Raw genomic sequence first — 13,788 nt, forward strand, 5'->3', positions numbered from 1 at the left:
GTGGAAGACTTTAACTACATATCAGCCACTCTGGATAGCTATGTATCTTTCACAAACGATACGCGCAGAAAAACACTATTATCTGCATATCAAAACAACCCAGCATTGCATGCTGAATTAATATCACTTATTGACACACAAATAAAATACTTCGGTTCTTCCGATTTGGCTTATCTGAAAAGGCATTTAATTAATGGGGAAGGTTCTATTCCAGCCACGGAGATCATTGATGATGTATGCAAAAAACTAAAGGTCAATGTTAAAGTCGGCGGCTCGATAGAATCAAAACTTGAAAAGCTGGTGCTCTCCGTTGTTGAGAAGGAATTATTAAGCAAGACGCCAGAAGAATTATCAAAATGTTTCAATGAGCTGGGAGTAGGTGATATTGACAGAGAGGAGATAATCTCCCATATCAAAAAGAATGGCAAAGTGGCAATTTTGCCTATTGTATTTCAGATCCTTGGTCCCAAAATTGCACTTGGGATCGTAGAAACCATTATCGTCAGTCTCATCGCTCAGATGATTGGAAGGGAGGCGGCGAAACAACTTGTCAAAGAGTTACTCAAGCGTAACCCATGGATTAATAGCTTAGGCCCCATTCTATGGGCTATATCTGGAGCATGGATTGCTTATGATCTGCAAGGTCCAGCCTATCGCAAAACCGTGCCAATTTGCCTGTATCTGGGGCTCGTAGCTTTGCGTGATGGCGAAGAAATGCTTTGAGGTAAAAAAGGAGTGGTTATAAGCCACTCCTTTAAGCCCTTATCATATTGTAAAATTATTCTTCAATAAGCTTATCAAGCTTTTTGCAGATAAAACAGTAGCGACGACCAACTTGCTTACGCTTATAGACAATCTGAATAGTACTGTACTCCTTATTCGCTTCGGATAATAATACCCCTTGCTTTGTTAATAGCATCAGGATGCCTTTGCGCTGAGATTTCGGCAAGCAGTTATGTAACAGATCCTTATCAACTGCATATACGGCCCGACCTTTAACTTTGTGGATAATGACCGGTGACTTTTTAATCGCCGTTTGGGTTACGCGATCATTTCCAATCAGATTTAAAAGATCACCCTTTTTGCAAAAATCAATAATTGCATTCAACGAGTTACCCATTAGGGGTTTGGTTATTTCAGGTTCAGACAAAACTGCCTTAAGAGAATCCTGGTAGCAGGTTGAGATCCCTTTCATGATCTCCTGCTTTGTAAAGGGCAAAACACCATATTTCACAGCAATGGAACCTGCTACATAAGCGATTGCAAAACGTTTGGCGATACGCACCTGAATGCCGGAGTTACGATCTACCTTGTGCTTATCCAGAAAGAACTCAATCCCTTTTTCAAGCTTCCGCTTCACGTTTTCACGATCGTCCTGAATATCAGCCACCAGGCGCTTGAGAAAGGCAGGTTTGGCACTGCCATAATAGCGGTGAGTTGCATCCTTGATCGCATGAACAAGTTCGTTACTGGAATTGACATCATCTGGTAGTGATTCGAAGATCCCCATTTCAGCACCAGCATCTGCATTAACGTCGATTACACGCACATTTTCGCCTTCAAGGCGCTCAACGTTCCCGAAAGCAGCAAGTTGTTGAAGACTGCACTCACCCGTACTGAAAATACTTACCTGCCATTCAGCAACTTTGTTCTCATACATTGCAGAGCGTGTTTTCCCTTTCCCTCCGGAAAGCGTATACACACGGTTTTGCATAATCTTAGCAGCTGCCAGTACGTCTTTATCTAACAGCTTCGACTCATCGAGAACTAGGTAGCTGTCGTTATGGGCCACGGCAATCTCCTCAAGCCCTTTATCCGTATTGTTCCACAGTACGACAACATCTTTAGGTGATCCTGCTAATGATGCCAGCATGTAGGCACTGGACGTTTTTCCTATACTACTCATCCCCCACAAATGAAACCCACCCCCTTCCATACCTGAAAGCTTAAGGAGAAAACCTGAAAATCCGCAGCACAGAGCCAACATAATACGCGAGCTATATAGTGCATATGGAGCGACATTCATTTTCCATAATTTTAATGTCTCCTGTTTATCCTCGACTGGTAAATGATTTTTAGCACCAGGATGCAGTACAGGCTTATCCCCTTTAACTTTGCCAATAACTATATCGTTAACACGCAAATAAACATCACCATAAAAACCTGGCTTATAGCACAGTGTGATTATCTTATCGGTTTCCTTAATTACTTCTTGATGAGCTTGAATCCAGTATTCTTTAGTCACATTGGGATTATGCCCGCACGTTAATAACGTTTTTTTTAACTCCAACACACTGACAAGTGCCTTGGCTGGTACAAGCACACGGGTCGACTCCATCTCTTGAAAATCAGTGATTTTAATAAGTCGGTATGCAACTGGACACAATTCTGAAATTTTTGTACGAGCCAACAATGTAACAAATAGCTTTTCTTTTTTATTATTCAATATCTCTTTATATTCTTTCATTTATAGTTCCTTATCGTATTTAAAGATCACATCATAGTTGCAGTAATAAACATCAGAATTAAGGCGTGAGAGTTCCCTTGTATGATTTCTCACACAACACTATTATTTTATTTAAAATTGCACAAATAGTTTACAGCTGGCACATATCGCTAATAGATCATGACATTATTTTAATATCAAATGGTCACCATACTTCCTTACCTTATACATAAAAGTCAATCCGGCTATACCAATAAAATCTAGCTTAATCAGAGAATCAACATATTGTTTACGCAATAGACGGTATTTTTTAGTCCAGCGCTTCCTTTTCCTTTCCTTACTCCCCTGTATATGATAATCATCATACTGAATTGATTCGACTCGCCACCAGATAGCTTTAAAACGGTAACTCACCTGTCGCATTGGATTTTTTAATTTACTCACGAGCATAGGACGGTTTATTACATTCTTTCGTGCATTCATGTTTCTCTTATTTTTCATCCTGACACGTAGACTTTTAATAGCCTGTTTGTCATTTGGAATGATGAGATGGAAATGTGGCATCCACTTATTAGCTTCACGATGAAAATCCAATTCAAACCCACCAATCACCATTTCATCAAAGCCACATTCATTTAGCCAGCGACGAAGTCGTGCTATTAATGTATTGGGTTGCCATTGAAGTAGTTGACTGTCACTAAGTGCATCCTGATAGAATATTAAGGTTAAGCCTCGCCAATTCTTCCGTTTCTTACATAAGCGAAGTACCTCCCCAATCATTTCCAGCCGGTGTAGTCTGAAGCATTCCGGACATGCCGCGCTCCCACAAGGCCCACCGAGCCAACAGTTTTCAAGCTTTATTGCTAATTTTAGATACTCCCTTTTATCCAGACGCCTCCCTATAGTTCGTAATGACTTTATACGCTTTAATCTTTCTTCGTAGACATCTTCGATAGCTTCGAATTTAGGCACCTGTCTTTTAATTTCTTTTGCGAACGCCTCGAGCTGAGGATTAACAGGGGGCTGCATCACCGCTTCGTTTATCTTCACTGACGGAATTTTCATGTAAGCGTTCCATCGTTGATAGGCTTACGACTAGAAATCCATCCCTCTATGTCTTCTTCAAGCCAGCCGACACTACGACCTTCCGGTGACAAGCGGAGCTGCGAGGGAAAGTGCCCCTTGGAAATTAAGCGATAAAGAGACGATCTTGAAATGCTACAACGGTGCAAAACATCATTAATTTTTAATACTCGTTTTATTGCCATGATTCCTCCTGAAATGTGATGGGAGTATCCTAAACCATGGTTTTTACGGGGTTCCGTAGGTAAAAAGTGAGAATTGAGTTACCCATGCCAAAGCAATCGATTGCATTTTTAGCTTCAACATTTAGATCTAAAACGGGGCCTAAGAACATAAAAAGATTAACTGATTGATTTTTATAAATAAATATTTATAATTTTTTTCTAAAGCCGCTTGGTGCCTGATGCAGAGTATTCAGACAACATGAATAAAGCATAAATCACCTTAAAAATTCACAAATCATCTTTAAAATGGATATTTTAATGACAGAGAAGCATTTAATACCAGTTTACCCTGAGCTGGGTGCGGATTCACTCAGAAAGCTGACAATGATTGCGTCACAGCATTATCCGGGCTGGGCAAAAGAAGAAAAAAGGAGTGGTGAACCGCTGAATATGACCATGAGTTACTGTATTGAGGTAGCCTATAACCTGCTGGAAAAGTCCCGCACAACCCTTCCACTTTATGATGCTTTACCCCCACCCAAAACGGTCAAAGCCCAGATCCTCTACGACATTTATCAACGCGTCACGACTCTAAAAGGCAACGGCAGCTCCACAGCACAGATGGTGTTGTACCTAAACCAGGCGCAATTTCCGACCCCAGATGACCTGTTCGCAGACAAACCACTGACGGCAGCAGCCAGAAAGCCATCACGCTGGGATAACCGCGATATTGATACAATTATCACCCGAGATGGACAGCCCACCGATCTGCTGAGAGAACACCTGCAGGCACTGAATAAACGCGGGCAACGCAAAAGAGCACCAGGAGCAAAAAGCGTACGTTAGTTTCGTTAGGCAACCAGTACAGGACTAGCTGTTTTGAACATCACCAGCACCGTAAACTCTGTGACGCTTTGGCTTTCATACCCTCACCACGATAGTCATAGCGCGTCGTCGTGGATATGTCGCTGTGGCCTGCCAATTGGCGCACGGTGTTGATATCCACGCCCTGCTCCAGTAAACGGGTGATGAAGGTGCGCCGCATATCATGAGGGGTGAAACCTGCTATGCCTGATGCGTGCTGTAACTGCTCCAGGATACCCGTTACCCCGGTTGTTGTCAGCGGCTGACCGGCGACCTTACCGCTGCGCTGGATTCGGCTGAACAGTGCGCTGTCAGCTTCGTTTGCGCTGATTTTCAGCCATGTACGGATAGCCTTATCCACTGCATCCGCCACGTGAATTTCACGGTATTTACGCCCCTTCCCTTGCCTGACCGTCAGGATGCCATTGTCATAGTCCCGGCGCTCAAGTTTAACCAGTTCCCCGGCCCGCAGGCCTGTTCCGCAAAGCGTCAGCACAATAGCGACATCACGGCAGCGCCGTACCGGTTGCGGATGCTGTTTTGCTGCCTGAATCAGTGCCCGAATGTCCTGCTTGTCCAGCGCCCTTCCCTTACGCTGGATATCACCGCTCACGCGCTTCACTGAGCGGATACGGGCCAGCGTTTCAGCATTCATACTATTGAGGTTAAAGGCCGTCTGCGCCACACCCCGCAGTGCTGACAGCGCCATGTTGACCGTTGATACGGCGTAACCGTTATCCAGCATTGCCGCGCGCACTTTGGCGACGGCGGCGTAGTTAAGTTGTTCCCACGGATAATCTGCTGCATCCGCACCGCCTTTAAGTATGCTGGCGCTGCGGCTCAACAGGCTGGTGATACCCCGCCGCCCGGAAGGGGCCAGACCGCCAATATACGCATCGAACACGGTGGTTTGCACCACCGGCACGACCTGACGCAACGCAGCCCTGCTCATGCGCCTAACCCGCAATAACGTACATTAAACCAGGTAACTTTCAGCATCACACCAGCCCTCGCTCAGCCATTGACACCGTTTCAGTCCCGGCCACGATAAAATGATCAAGTAACCGCACATCCAGCATTTCCAGTAGCTCCTGAAGCTTTTTGGTCAACTTAATACCGCAATGGCTGGGTTCCGGCTCGCCGCTGGGGTGATTATGGACAAGGATGACTGCGGCGGCGTTATGTTTCAGCACACGCTTGATAACTTCGCGGGGGTGAACGCTGACCGAGTTTAATGTGCCCCTGAACAGTATTTCACGATACAGCAGCTGATTCTGGTTATTGAGCAGGATGATGCCAAACTCTTCATGTTCAAGCGGTGCCAGCTCAACCATTACGTACCGTCGAACATCATCAGGGGAACAGAGCTGAACGCCACGCTGGTAGTACCGGCTGATAATGTCACGCGCCTGGTCAAGGATACGGGTTTCACGCTGGGTAAACATGGTCATGTCAGAACTCCCGTTCAATGAAGTAAATGGCGTCTGGAAACAGCTGGCGGCGGGTTACGCCAGTACGCAGGGAGAAAGCTTTACGGGGCATGGTAGTTCGCCCGTTACTGTCGAAGAAGCAGAGCGTTTCTTCATCTATTTTAACCAGAAGGGACCAGTGAAACTGGTCGCTGAGCATAATCAGGCGGCAATGGTCAGTGACGTCAAGAAACCGCTGCATTTCCCTGAAAAGCCGCCCATCTGTTAATCCCCGCTTCCCGGCAAAGGGTCTGGTGATTTGAACCGGGAACTGGCGGCTGTAGTGCCCTTTCTGCAACACCTGCGCTATCAGCCAGTCTAAACGGTCTTCTTCAATCCCTTCAGTCAGCCATTCATGCAAAGGCCAGCGCTGCTGATAAGTCTGAATAAGCCGGTTCATTAACGGGCGTCGTTTCACCCTGCCGTCAAACAGCCAGATCAGCATGTTAACCATGCAATAAGCACCGCAAAGACAGTCCAGTTCGCCCTGTTGAGACGCACGTATCCCTCTGTCAGTTCTCACAGATAATTCTCCATGTCAGTAGTGATGGTTAGTGCAGAGAGATTAGCTTTCCCACAGGACGGTAATGGTGTAGATGTTCATGGCGTGATACTGAATAAAACTGGATTGCCAGAGTTCAAACAACTCCCTTCCGGCGTTAACAGGCAGGTCCCCCCTGTACGCCAGAAAGACATATTGCTGACTCCAGCTAAAATCAATTTCCTTTTCAAGTTCAGGGTATACCGCCCCCATATAACTGAAGTCGGTGATGTAATCGAAATACCATTCATCATTGCGTGAAATAATCCGAATTTCGACAGGATGGTAACCGCCCTTTTCAGCGCTGTAACTCAGGTCTTTAAATAACAGACTGACAGCGGTAATTCTGGTTTTATGCGGCGGTGGATTTCCCGCTTCATTTAATATGATATTTATTAATTCCTGATCGACGGGCATAGCTAGCCCTTTCTGATGGACAATATTCATCAGTGATTTTCCTTTTCAACATATTCTGATAAGACGTTATGTTTGCACCCGCACAGGTGGGGTTTAATCACCTAATAAATGGTAAGTGCATGACAACGTACTGACTGGGTGAAAATATAGTTCACCAACAATATTATTATATCAAAAATATATTTTCAATGCAAATAGTAACGCCAAGAAACTAATATGTAGTTCAGAAATGAAATAACTGACAATAGGTTTCTATTCATTATTAAGTGATGGCATACTTTCCATTCTGCCATGTCAGACAGATCAGGATTCCGGGGTGGTTCCTTCTGTCTGGCATGGCGGAAAACTGACGCTATCACACCTTCCCGTTCAGCTTTTCAAAGAGGCGCTTACGCTCATCTTCGGGCAGCTTCATGATTTGTACCGCCAGTTCAGAAACATTGGGCCCCTGAGACATCAGATCGTCCTTTACCAGCCTGAGGGCCTGCTCCATCAGTTGCGCCCGCGAAGCTGGCGACATATTGCGATACAACTGTATCCAGAGGCTAAGCTGGCGATCGCTGTCGGTGAGAGTAAACGCTTCACCCTTAGCCCTGTTTCTCTCATCATCAAGCGACATTGTGGCTGCACTGATATGGTAAACCACACCTTTCCCGGCAGTCCTTTTACGACGTATTTCCGGGTGCAGAGATGCCAGCTTTTCCAGGCGCATCCTAGCGCCACGCGCAGTGCCCGGCATCCCCTCAATATGAGTGAATTCCTCTGCTGTCAGCCAGTCTTTAGCCTCTTCAACAGAAGCTTCAGGATGGGTCGGTATAGCCGATACTGATCTCTTACTGCTCATATAAATTTCACCAGATATCAATGCGTTAATATGAAAACCTACAAATAGATACCAAAAGAACTTGAAAGGTATCTTTTATTCGCATTTAATATCCATGTACTGATTCCATGGAGTTAATACTGTGCGTAACTCAACAGCATCGCAGAAAAAGCAAAGCAAAGGAAGTTCAGGGAACTGGCATCGTGCCGATATTGTGGCAGCACTTCACAAGCGAGGGTTAACGTTGGCGTCACTGTCACGCAGTCACGGCCTTGCGCCACGGACATTAAATAACGCCTTAGACCGTCATTATCCCAGAGCTGAGCGCATTATTGCCGGGGCTCTGGATACGACACCGGAAACATTGTGGCCGGAAAGGTATGCTCTTAAAAATGGACCTAATAGCAGGTAAAGGATGCAACCATGGCAACCACCATCACTGAAATAACGGAATGCTTTGAGTATTTTTTCAGTTCTCTTTATCGCAGGGAGTTCGTCAAAACCCTGCGTCTGAACGAATGTAGCGAGCGGGAATTACTGCCTCTGGTACGTTGCTATTTGCTGGGTTGGTTTGCAGATAACGTTTCACCGGAAGTAAAAAGCAAGCTGCCAGGAACTGTATCCGGGCACGGTTACATTGATTTTGTCATTGATGATGTAGCCGTTGAGTTTGCAGTACGTAAACCAACTGCGGCACGTTCCAATGTCTCCGCAACTGTAAATAGCACTGAAGTTAAAAAGTTGATGAAGCATGACGGCAAAGCCTTGCTTGTGCTGTTTGACTTCTCTGACACGCCCTATTCAGAAGAACAGATTGAATCCTTCCGCAACTGGCCCTCTCTCGGTCGAGGGAATCATCGCAAGTCCGCATTCAACGTCGTTTATTTCTTTGTGGAAAAACGCAGACCGCTGGCACTGGGGAAAATCACCAAAAACATCCGTATCACTTAACAGGGAATTAATTAATGAACAGAAAACTGTTGGCTTTATTGATGGTAGCCGTAACGCTACCTGTTGCAGCAGCACAGTACGTAAAACCCGGAGCGGTTCTAACCCTGAATCCGGGAAAGGGCAATGCTGAATTCAACATTAATGCCTCAACGGGGGATGGTTCGGGCGTATGCAATATGGAGGGGACAGCACAGCAAATAGCTGCCGGAGAAAAACAGAAGCGTCGCTGGGTCTGGAAAGACAATGCAAGCCAGTGTGTTGCAGTAATTAGTGAACTGAATAACGGCAAGGCCAGCGTTATGACTCGTGGTTGCGAAGATTGCTGTGGGGCTTCCGCGACAGGCGCAATGGATGGTCAGTTTAATAAGAAATAAAAGTATCGTTAATTAATGAAGGAACTATAAATGAAAGGAACAATACTTCTGGTATTAATAGCTGCTGGTTTGTTGGCTGGCTGTGGTGAGAAAACGCCAAAATGTAGTAGTGATGACGCAAAAAATCTGGTCGTGAATATTGCCAGAAAGACAATCGAGAAAGGCATGACATTGGATAAGGATGTGCGTATCTCAGTTGAAAATGTCAGGACAATAAGCCATGAATCAGGCCTTGACGTTTATCAGTGTGCTGCTGATTTAACGTTTACAAAGCCAGGTCTACAAAACTCTTTGCCAATCACCTACCGGATTCAGAAAACTGATGAAGATAAAGGTCAGTTCTATATAAACGTATCAGGTTTATAATAATCTTAGCTTATATCAGGATTCCTTTTTGGTGAAGCAATTCATGTTTAACCCCAAAAGGAATCTTCATGAAAAAGATAATAACATTTACCATTACAGCTATTATCACACTAGTTGGTTAGTTATATACAATTTAACTAAACCAGAAAAAGAACTTCCTGCTAATGGACCATTCATCATAAGTCTAACCAGACAGATACATGTAGAGTCAGCACAATCGCAACTGCTGTCGATACTAAACGAGATTTAACCGATGTAACGTGTAATGTACAATTGTAGTCGATAGTGTCGTCATTATTCAGGTCAGGAAGATGTCACACCATGGATGCCCCCGCAACTGTTCGAAGAAGAAGGCTTAGTGTGCCTCGTGTCAGAAGCATGGAAGACAGCATCATAATTCGCCCATCATCGCCGTTCACCGCATCGGGAACCGCCGCACGCATATTTTCATCGAAGTCAATCGAGCCACGGTCAAACACTTTATGGTGAATCGCAAACAGCGCCAGACCGTTGGGTACTTCGATAGAGGCACGATAATGTCCTGCAGTCGCTGTTCCGCCGGGCCTTGCAACAACCCGGTAAAAAACTCATCGTTCTGCATCTCAAAGGCTGTAATGAAAATGGCTGTGACTGTTGTTCGGCAAATACTGCCGTTTACAGGAGCACCATCATGAATACCTGCGCTCGTTACGGGAAAAATATGCGCAGCCAGTTCGAACTCCATCAGAAGACAAAGCGCAGAAGCCTTGATTAATCGTCAGCAGGATATCAGCATCATTGCCGACAGAATTCCCGCACTGGCCGTACACCGAGGAGAATGGGAATATGCCATGATGCTGACGATTTCGTTTAGTGCCAACGTTGCCGTCATGTCACTGAAAGCATCCTCGTCCGCCAGAGGCTGGAGTTGTCCGGAAATGAATAACTGATGTTTACTGACAGCACTACACACTGACAGATTACGTCAGTCGCAGTTGGTATGTTACCTAAATTCAGATTCATACTGAGGGATCGCTCAATGGCGAAAGGCTCCTGGAATGCCGCACCGCTTGCAATCATCATAGCGATTCACACTTCGTCGTTTTTTCTCGTTCTCTCTTTTGGGTATTACTATGATACCATCATAAAAACAGGTAGTTATACCAGAAGTCAGCATTCTTTAGAATGCATGAAAGATCCCCAAATAAGGTGTTTAATTGCCCCATTTAGGAATCTAACAAATTGTTATACGTAATTCCAGTGCATGCTAATGCCAGCTCTATATAACGAACCATCAATCACACGGATGGATTGAATGAAGTGGTCAGTTTTACCTTCGCTTCACGACCCCGTGAACTGATTTAGGGGGAGAATATTGAGAATTCAATGTAGTGGAAACACAAAGCGCCAGTTCTAGTGTACAGACTGGCAAAAAAACAAAATGACTGGATCAATACGGATATGACTGATAACACACAGAAAAAAAACAAAGAGACGAACGAAATCATCATCGACTTGTTCGCCCCCAATCTTCCGGGCAGCACCAAAGAAGGCGATTTAATCCAGAAAGCATTACGTGATCAGCTGGTTGAAAGTATTCGAAGATCAATTTCGCTCCCCAAATCCAACGATACGTCAGGGGTTTCCCGATTTATTGATGAATCAGGCCGCAATGTGTTCTTTGTGGATGGTACTCGTGGTGCCGGTAAAACCACTTTTATCAATAGCGTGGTAAAATCCCTGAACAGTGACGAAAATGATGCCATTATCACCATTAAGTGCCTTCCGACTATTGACCCCACTAAACTGCCGCGTCATGAACCCATTCTGGTTACGGTGACAGCCCGTCTGAACAAAATGGTGTCCGACGAGTTAAAAGGATGCTGGTCGTCGAATGACCATAAAAAACAAAAGGAACATTGGCAGAGTCACCTTGGACAGCTCCAGCGTGGTTTACATCTGCTTACCGACAAGGAATACAAGCCGGAATATTTCAGTGACGCTTTGAAACTGGACACCCAACTTGATTACTCCATCGGTGGTCAGGATTTATCAGAGATATTTGACCGGCTAGTTGAACGTGCGTGTGAAATTCTAGGCTGCAAGGCCATTTTGATCTCGTTTGATGATATCGATACTCAGTTTGATACGGGTTGGGACGTACTTGAATCTATTCGCAAATTCTTTAATAGCCAGAAATTGGTGGTGGTGGCTACAGGTGACTTGCGCCTTTATTCCCAGTTGATTCGCGGCAAGCAATATGAAAACTACGGCAAGACTTTGCTCGACCAGGAAAAAGAGAGTGCCCGCTTAGACGAACGAAGCTATATGGTGGAGCACCTTGAACAACAGTATTTGTTGAAACTATTCCCTGTTCAGAAACGTATGCAGTTGAAAACAATGCTACAACTAGTCGGCGAAAAGGAAGGGGACGGTGAAGAAAATATTAAGGTTAAGACTGAACTTAATATGAGCGATAAAGATGCTATAGAAGTTCGTAATGCTATTGGAAGTGCTGTTATGGAAGGGCTGAATCTGCGAGAAGGCTCGGATGCAGATATGTACGTGAATGAACTACTGAAACAGCCAGTTCGTTTATTAATGCAGGTACTACAAGATTTCTATACCAAAAAATATTATGTCAAATATAATAAAAATGAAGGTGAACCATCAATTCCGCATTTACTAAGAAATTCTTTGTATGGAGCGATGCTTAGTAGCATTTATCGTGTGGGCTTAAATTATGAACAACATCGTTTTGGCATGGATTCACTATGCAAGGATATATTTACCTATGTAAAACGGGATCGTGATTTTAATACTGGATTTTACTTGCGGCCTCAGTCTGAGAGTGAAGCGTTAAGAAACTGTTCTGTTTACTTAGCTTCTCAGGTAAGTGAAAACTCTCAAGGAAGTCTGTCTAAATTCCTACAAATTCTTTTGATTGGTTGTGGCTCCGTCAGCATATTCAACCAATTTGTGGCCGGGCTGGAGCATGCTGGCAATGATAGTGACAAATATGAACAGCTTGTTAGTGAATATCTAGCCTATATGTCTGTGGGTAGAAATGAAAGTGCGTCCCATTGGGCTAACCGATGTTGCGCTGTGGTTGCAAACAACCCCAATGATGAAAAGGTTGGCATTTTTCTTGGCATGGTACAGTTAAACCGTAAATCACGCCGAAACATGCCTAAGGGATACAAAACATTTAACATTGATACTGAGAACGGCTTAGCAAAAGCTGCAATGGCAGCTTCATTGAGTTCAGTTGCTTCAAGTAATCTCATGGATTTCAGTAGTATTTTTAATCTGATTGGTGCTATTGCTGATATCTCTGCATGCCATAGTGGAAATGCTGCCTTTGCTAATGCGTTTAATAAAGCTATAGCACAGCCAACATGTATCGTTCCTCCATGGAGTGATGCTGCTGCTCGTGCAGAAATGAAAGGATCGAATAAAAGCACTGATAATGTTATTCCATCTTCAGATTTTGAAACTGATACTAATGATGACCTAAAAGGAGATGCAGATAGTCAAGAAGTCCAGGCGCAATTTCCTGGTGCTATAAAAAGCCTTGAGAATTGGCTTGGAAAAGTGGAACTAATTGAGCCATCAATCCGCCCATCAGGGCTATTGATTGGTAAAGTATGGACTCGGTTCTATTTCAATCTGAATAATGTGGTGGACCAACATAAAATCAGAATCGATAACAACTCACATACTGGACGAAAAGCCAGTCAATCAAATGCTGCAAAGATTATGCGTTTTAATGTATTAGCTTTTCTACATGCAGTTTTAGTTGAAGAAAGTTTATATCACTCTGTAAATCAGGAAGAATATCTTGGTGAAGGTTTAAGATTAAATCCAGTTACTTCGGTTGATGAATTTGAGAAAAAGCTAAAATCGATAAAAAATTATCTGCAACAAAACAATGAATCATGGAGTGAGAATCATCCTTTATTTTACTTGTTGATTAACTGCCCTATTCTCCACCCATTCATCTTTCCTTTGGGTGGGGTTAATGGGTCGAAAAAACCCTATGCAAAAGAGGAAAGTTTTCGCAAACTTATTTCAGAAATAATCGATTCTGATATAACCAATAGTGATTTGTTATCTGAAAATGAATTTAGCGATTTATTTAAAAATGATGAACCAAATGAAAATATTGATCTGAAAAATTTCGGTAAAACAATAATATCACTTAATGCGGCCACAATCGCAGGAGCAAATTACACTAACTCTAGATCAGACGATGGAAGTAGTACCGCTTCTTCGAATGATAATGCTGGCGAAAAATGATGACCTCCGTAT

General features: G+C 44.0%; 17 protein-coding genes and 1 pseudogene. 8 read left to right on the top strand and 10 right to left on the bottom strand.

Annotated elements, in window-relative coordinates:
* Positions 1 to 723, top strand: a complete 723-nt coding sequence (locus OGX91_RS22225; protein ID WP_286627322.1) for a hypothetical protein — start codon at positions 1 to 3, stop codon at positions 721 to 723.
* 55 nt (positions 724 to 778) lie between these two features.
* Here OGX91_RS22225 and OGX91_RS22230 read toward each other — a convergent pair whose 3' ends face one another.
* The 3 genes from OGX91_RS22230 to OGX91_RS22240 form a co-directional block, all read right to left on the bottom strand.
* Positions 779 to 2,467 carry a DUF927 domain-containing protein gene (locus OGX91_RS22230; protein WP_286627323.1) on the bottom strand — a complete coding sequence of 563 codons (1,689 nt, stop codon included), beginning with the start codon at positions 2,465 to 2,467 and terminating at the stop codon, positions 779 to 781.
* 165 nt (positions 2,468 to 2,632) lie between these two features.
* Positions 2,633 to 3,511 carry a hypothetical protein gene (locus tag OGX91_RS22235; RefSeq protein WP_286627324.1) on the bottom strand — a complete coding sequence of 293 codons (879 nt, stop codon included), beginning with the start codon at positions 3,509 to 3,511 and terminating at the stop codon, positions 2,633 to 2,635.
* Positions 3,508 to 3,714 (bottom strand): helix-turn-helix transcriptional regulator, encoded by a 207-nt coding sequence (locus OGX91_RS22240; protein ID WP_097419933.1) that lies wholly within the window; start codon positions 3,712 to 3,714, stop codon positions 3,508 to 3,510. The genes OGX91_RS22235 and OGX91_RS22240 overlap by 4 nt, the downstream gene beginning before the upstream one ends.
* Before the next feature lie 297 nt (positions 3,715 to 4,011).
* Between OGX91_RS22240 and OGX91_RS22245 the strand changes: the two genes are divergently transcribed.
* Positions 4,012 to 4,539: a hypothetical protein gene (locus tag OGX91_RS22245; protein WP_181681542.1), complete on the top strand. Its 528-nt coding sequence runs from the start codon at positions 4,012 to 4,014 to the stop codon at positions 4,537 to 4,539.
* A gap of 40 nt (positions 4,540 to 4,579) precedes the next feature.
* On the opposite strand, the gene OGX91_RS22250 is transcribed toward OGX91_RS22245, so the two are convergent.
* The 6 genes from OGX91_RS22250 to OGX91_RS22275 form a co-directional block, all read right to left on the bottom strand.
* Positions 4,580 to 5,509 (bottom strand): tyrosine-type recombinase/integrase, encoded by a 930-nt coding sequence (locus tag OGX91_RS22250; RefSeq protein WP_286627325.1) that lies wholly within the window; start codon positions 5,507 to 5,509, stop codon positions 4,580 to 4,582.
* A gap of 46 nt (positions 5,510 to 5,555) precedes the next feature.
* Positions 5,556 to 6,008, bottom strand: coding sequence for a RadC family protein (radC, locus tag OGX91_RS22255; RefSeq protein WP_286627326.1), 453 nt, complete (start codon positions 6,006 to 6,008; stop codon positions 5,556 to 5,558).
* Position 6,009: 1 nt separating this feature from the next.
* Complete coding sequence (locus tag OGX91_RS22260) at positions 6,010 to 6,471, bottom strand: hypothetical protein (protein WP_197391234.1); 462 nt, start codon at positions 6,469 to 6,471, stop codon at positions 6,010 to 6,012.
* Positions 6,472 to 6,591: 120 nt separating this feature from the next.
* Positions 6,592 to 6,984, bottom strand: a complete 393-nt coding sequence (locus tag OGX91_RS22265) for a DUF2787 family protein (RefSeq protein WP_286627434.1) — start codon at positions 6,982 to 6,984, stop codon at positions 6,592 to 6,594.
* Between the two features lie 355 nt (positions 6,985 to 7,339).
* On the bottom strand, positions 7,340 to 7,828 hold the full coding sequence (locus tag OGX91_RS22270) for a hypothetical protein (protein WP_199946979.1): 489 nt from the start codon (positions 7,826 to 7,828) through the stop codon (positions 7,340 to 7,342).
* Between the two features lie 113 nt (positions 7,829 to 7,941).
* Positions 7,942 to 8,094, bottom strand: coding sequence for a hypothetical protein (locus OGX91_RS22275; protein WP_250365904.1), 153 nt, complete (start codon positions 8,092 to 8,094; stop codon positions 7,942 to 7,944).
* On the opposite strand from OGX91_RS22275, the gene OGX91_RS22280 reads away from it, so the two are divergent.
* Genes OGX91_RS22280 through OGX91_RS22295 form a run of 4 tightly spaced genes read left to right on the top strand, consistent with a single transcriptional unit; the run spans position 8,022 to position 9,498 of the window.
* A complete protein-coding gene (locus tag OGX91_RS22280) occupies positions 8,022 to 8,219 on the top strand; it encodes a helix-turn-helix domain-containing protein (protein ID WP_286627328.1) in 198 nt (65 codons plus the stop codon). The genes OGX91_RS22275 and OGX91_RS22280 overlap by 73 nt on opposite strands.
* An 11-nt stretch (positions 8,220 to 8,230) precedes the next feature.
* The gene (locus OGX91_RS22285; protein WP_000246193.1) at positions 8,231 to 8,758 is read left to right on the top strand and encodes a hypothetical protein; all 528 of its coding nucleotides are present in this window, start codon (positions 8,231 to 8,233) and stop codon (positions 8,756 to 8,758) included.
* 14 nt (positions 8,759 to 8,772) lie between these two features.
* Positions 8,773 to 9,132, top strand: a complete 360-nt coding sequence (locus OGX91_RS22290) for an acyl-CoA dehydrogenase (RefSeq protein WP_199946977.1) — start codon at positions 8,773 to 8,775, stop codon at positions 9,130 to 9,132.
* 30 nt (positions 9,133 to 9,162) lie between these two features.
* A complete protein-coding gene (locus OGX91_RS22295; RefSeq protein ID WP_199946976.1) occupies positions 9,163 to 9,498 on the top strand; it encodes a hypothetical protein in 336 nt (111 codons plus the stop codon).
* A gap of 410 nt (positions 9,499 to 9,908) precedes the next feature.
* Here the strand turns inward: OGX91_RS22295 and OGX91_RS22300 are convergent.
* A pseudogene (locus OGX91_RS22300) lies at positions 9,909 to 10,019 on the bottom strand (phosphorothioated DNA-binding restriction endonuclease); the annotation flags it as partial.
* A gap of 225 nt (positions 10,020 to 10,244) precedes the next feature.
* Here OGX91_RS22300 and OGX91_RS22305 point away from each other — a divergent pair.
* A complete protein-coding gene (locus OGX91_RS22305) occupies positions 10,245 to 10,427 on the top strand; it encodes a hypothetical protein (protein WP_197391124.1) in 183 nt (60 codons plus the stop codon).
* Between the two features lie 511 nt (positions 10,428 to 10,938).
* Complete coding sequence (locus OGX91_RS22310) at positions 10,939 to 13,776, top strand: archaeal ATPase (protein WP_199946975.1); 2,838 nt, start codon at positions 10,939 to 10,941, stop codon at positions 13,774 to 13,776.
* The last annotated feature ends 12 nt before the right edge of the window (positions 13,777 to 13,788 follow it).

It is taken from the genome of Citrobacter sp. Cpa228 (assembly GCF_030333085.1).
Lineage (GTDB): Bacteria > Pseudomonadota > Gammaproteobacteria > Enterobacterales > Enterobacteriaceae > Citrobacter > Citrobacter pasteurii.

Excerpts from the sequence above, each read along its gene's own strand:
- OGX91_RS22230 (WP_286627323.1), bottom strand. The coding sequence starts at position 2,467 with ATGAAAGAATATAAAGAGATATTGAATAATAAAAAAGAAAAGCTATTT.
- OGX91_RS22235 (WP_286627324.1), bottom strand. The coding sequence starts at position 3,511 with ATGAAAATTCCGTCAGTGAAGATAAACGAAGCGGTGATGCAGCCCCCT.
- OGX91_RS22240 (WP_097419933.1), bottom strand. The coding sequence starts at position 3,714 with ATGGCAATAAAACGAGTATTAAAAATTAATGATGTTTTGCACCGTTGT.
- OGX91_RS22245 (WP_181681542.1), top strand. The coding sequence starts at position 4,012 with ATGACAGAGAAGCATTTAATACCAGTTTACCCTGAGCTGGGTGCGGAT.
- OGX91_RS22250 (WP_286627325.1), bottom strand. The coding sequence starts at position 5,509 with ATGAGCAGGGCTGCGTTGCGTCAGGTCGTGCCGGTGGTGCAAACCACC.
- radC (WP_286627326.1), bottom strand. The coding sequence starts at position 6,008 with ATGACCATGTTTACCCAGCGTGAAACCCGTATCCTTGACCAGGCGCGT.
- OGX91_RS22260 (WP_197391234.1), bottom strand. The coding sequence starts at position 6,471 with ATGCTGATCTGGCTGTTTGACGGCAGGGTGAAACGACGCCCGTTAATG.
- OGX91_RS22265 (WP_286627434.1), bottom strand. The coding sequence starts at position 6,984 with ATGCCCGTCGATCAGGAATTAATAAATATCATATTAAATGAAGCGGGA.
- OGX91_RS22270 (WP_199946979.1), bottom strand. The coding sequence starts at position 7,828 with ATGAGCAGTAAGAGATCAGTATCGGCTATACCGACCCATCCTGAAGCT.
- OGX91_RS22275 (WP_250365904.1), bottom strand. The coding sequence starts at position 8,094 with ATGTCCGTGGCGCAAGGCCGTGACTGCGTGACAGTGACGCCAACGTTA.
- OGX91_RS22285 (WP_000246193.1), top strand. The coding sequence starts at position 8,231 with ATGGCAACCACCATCACTGAAATAACGGAATGCTTTGAGTATTTTTTC.
- OGX91_RS22290 (WP_199946977.1), top strand. The coding sequence starts at position 8,773 with ATGAACAGAAAACTGTTGGCTTTATTGATGGTAGCCGTAACGCTACCT.
- OGX91_RS22295 (WP_199946976.1), top strand. The coding sequence starts at position 9,163 with ATGAAAGGAACAATACTTCTGGTATTAATAGCTGCTGGTTTGTTGGCT.
- OGX91_RS22310 (WP_199946975.1), top strand. The coding sequence starts at position 10,939 with ATGACTGATAACACACAGAAAAAAAACAAAGAGACGAACGAAATCATC.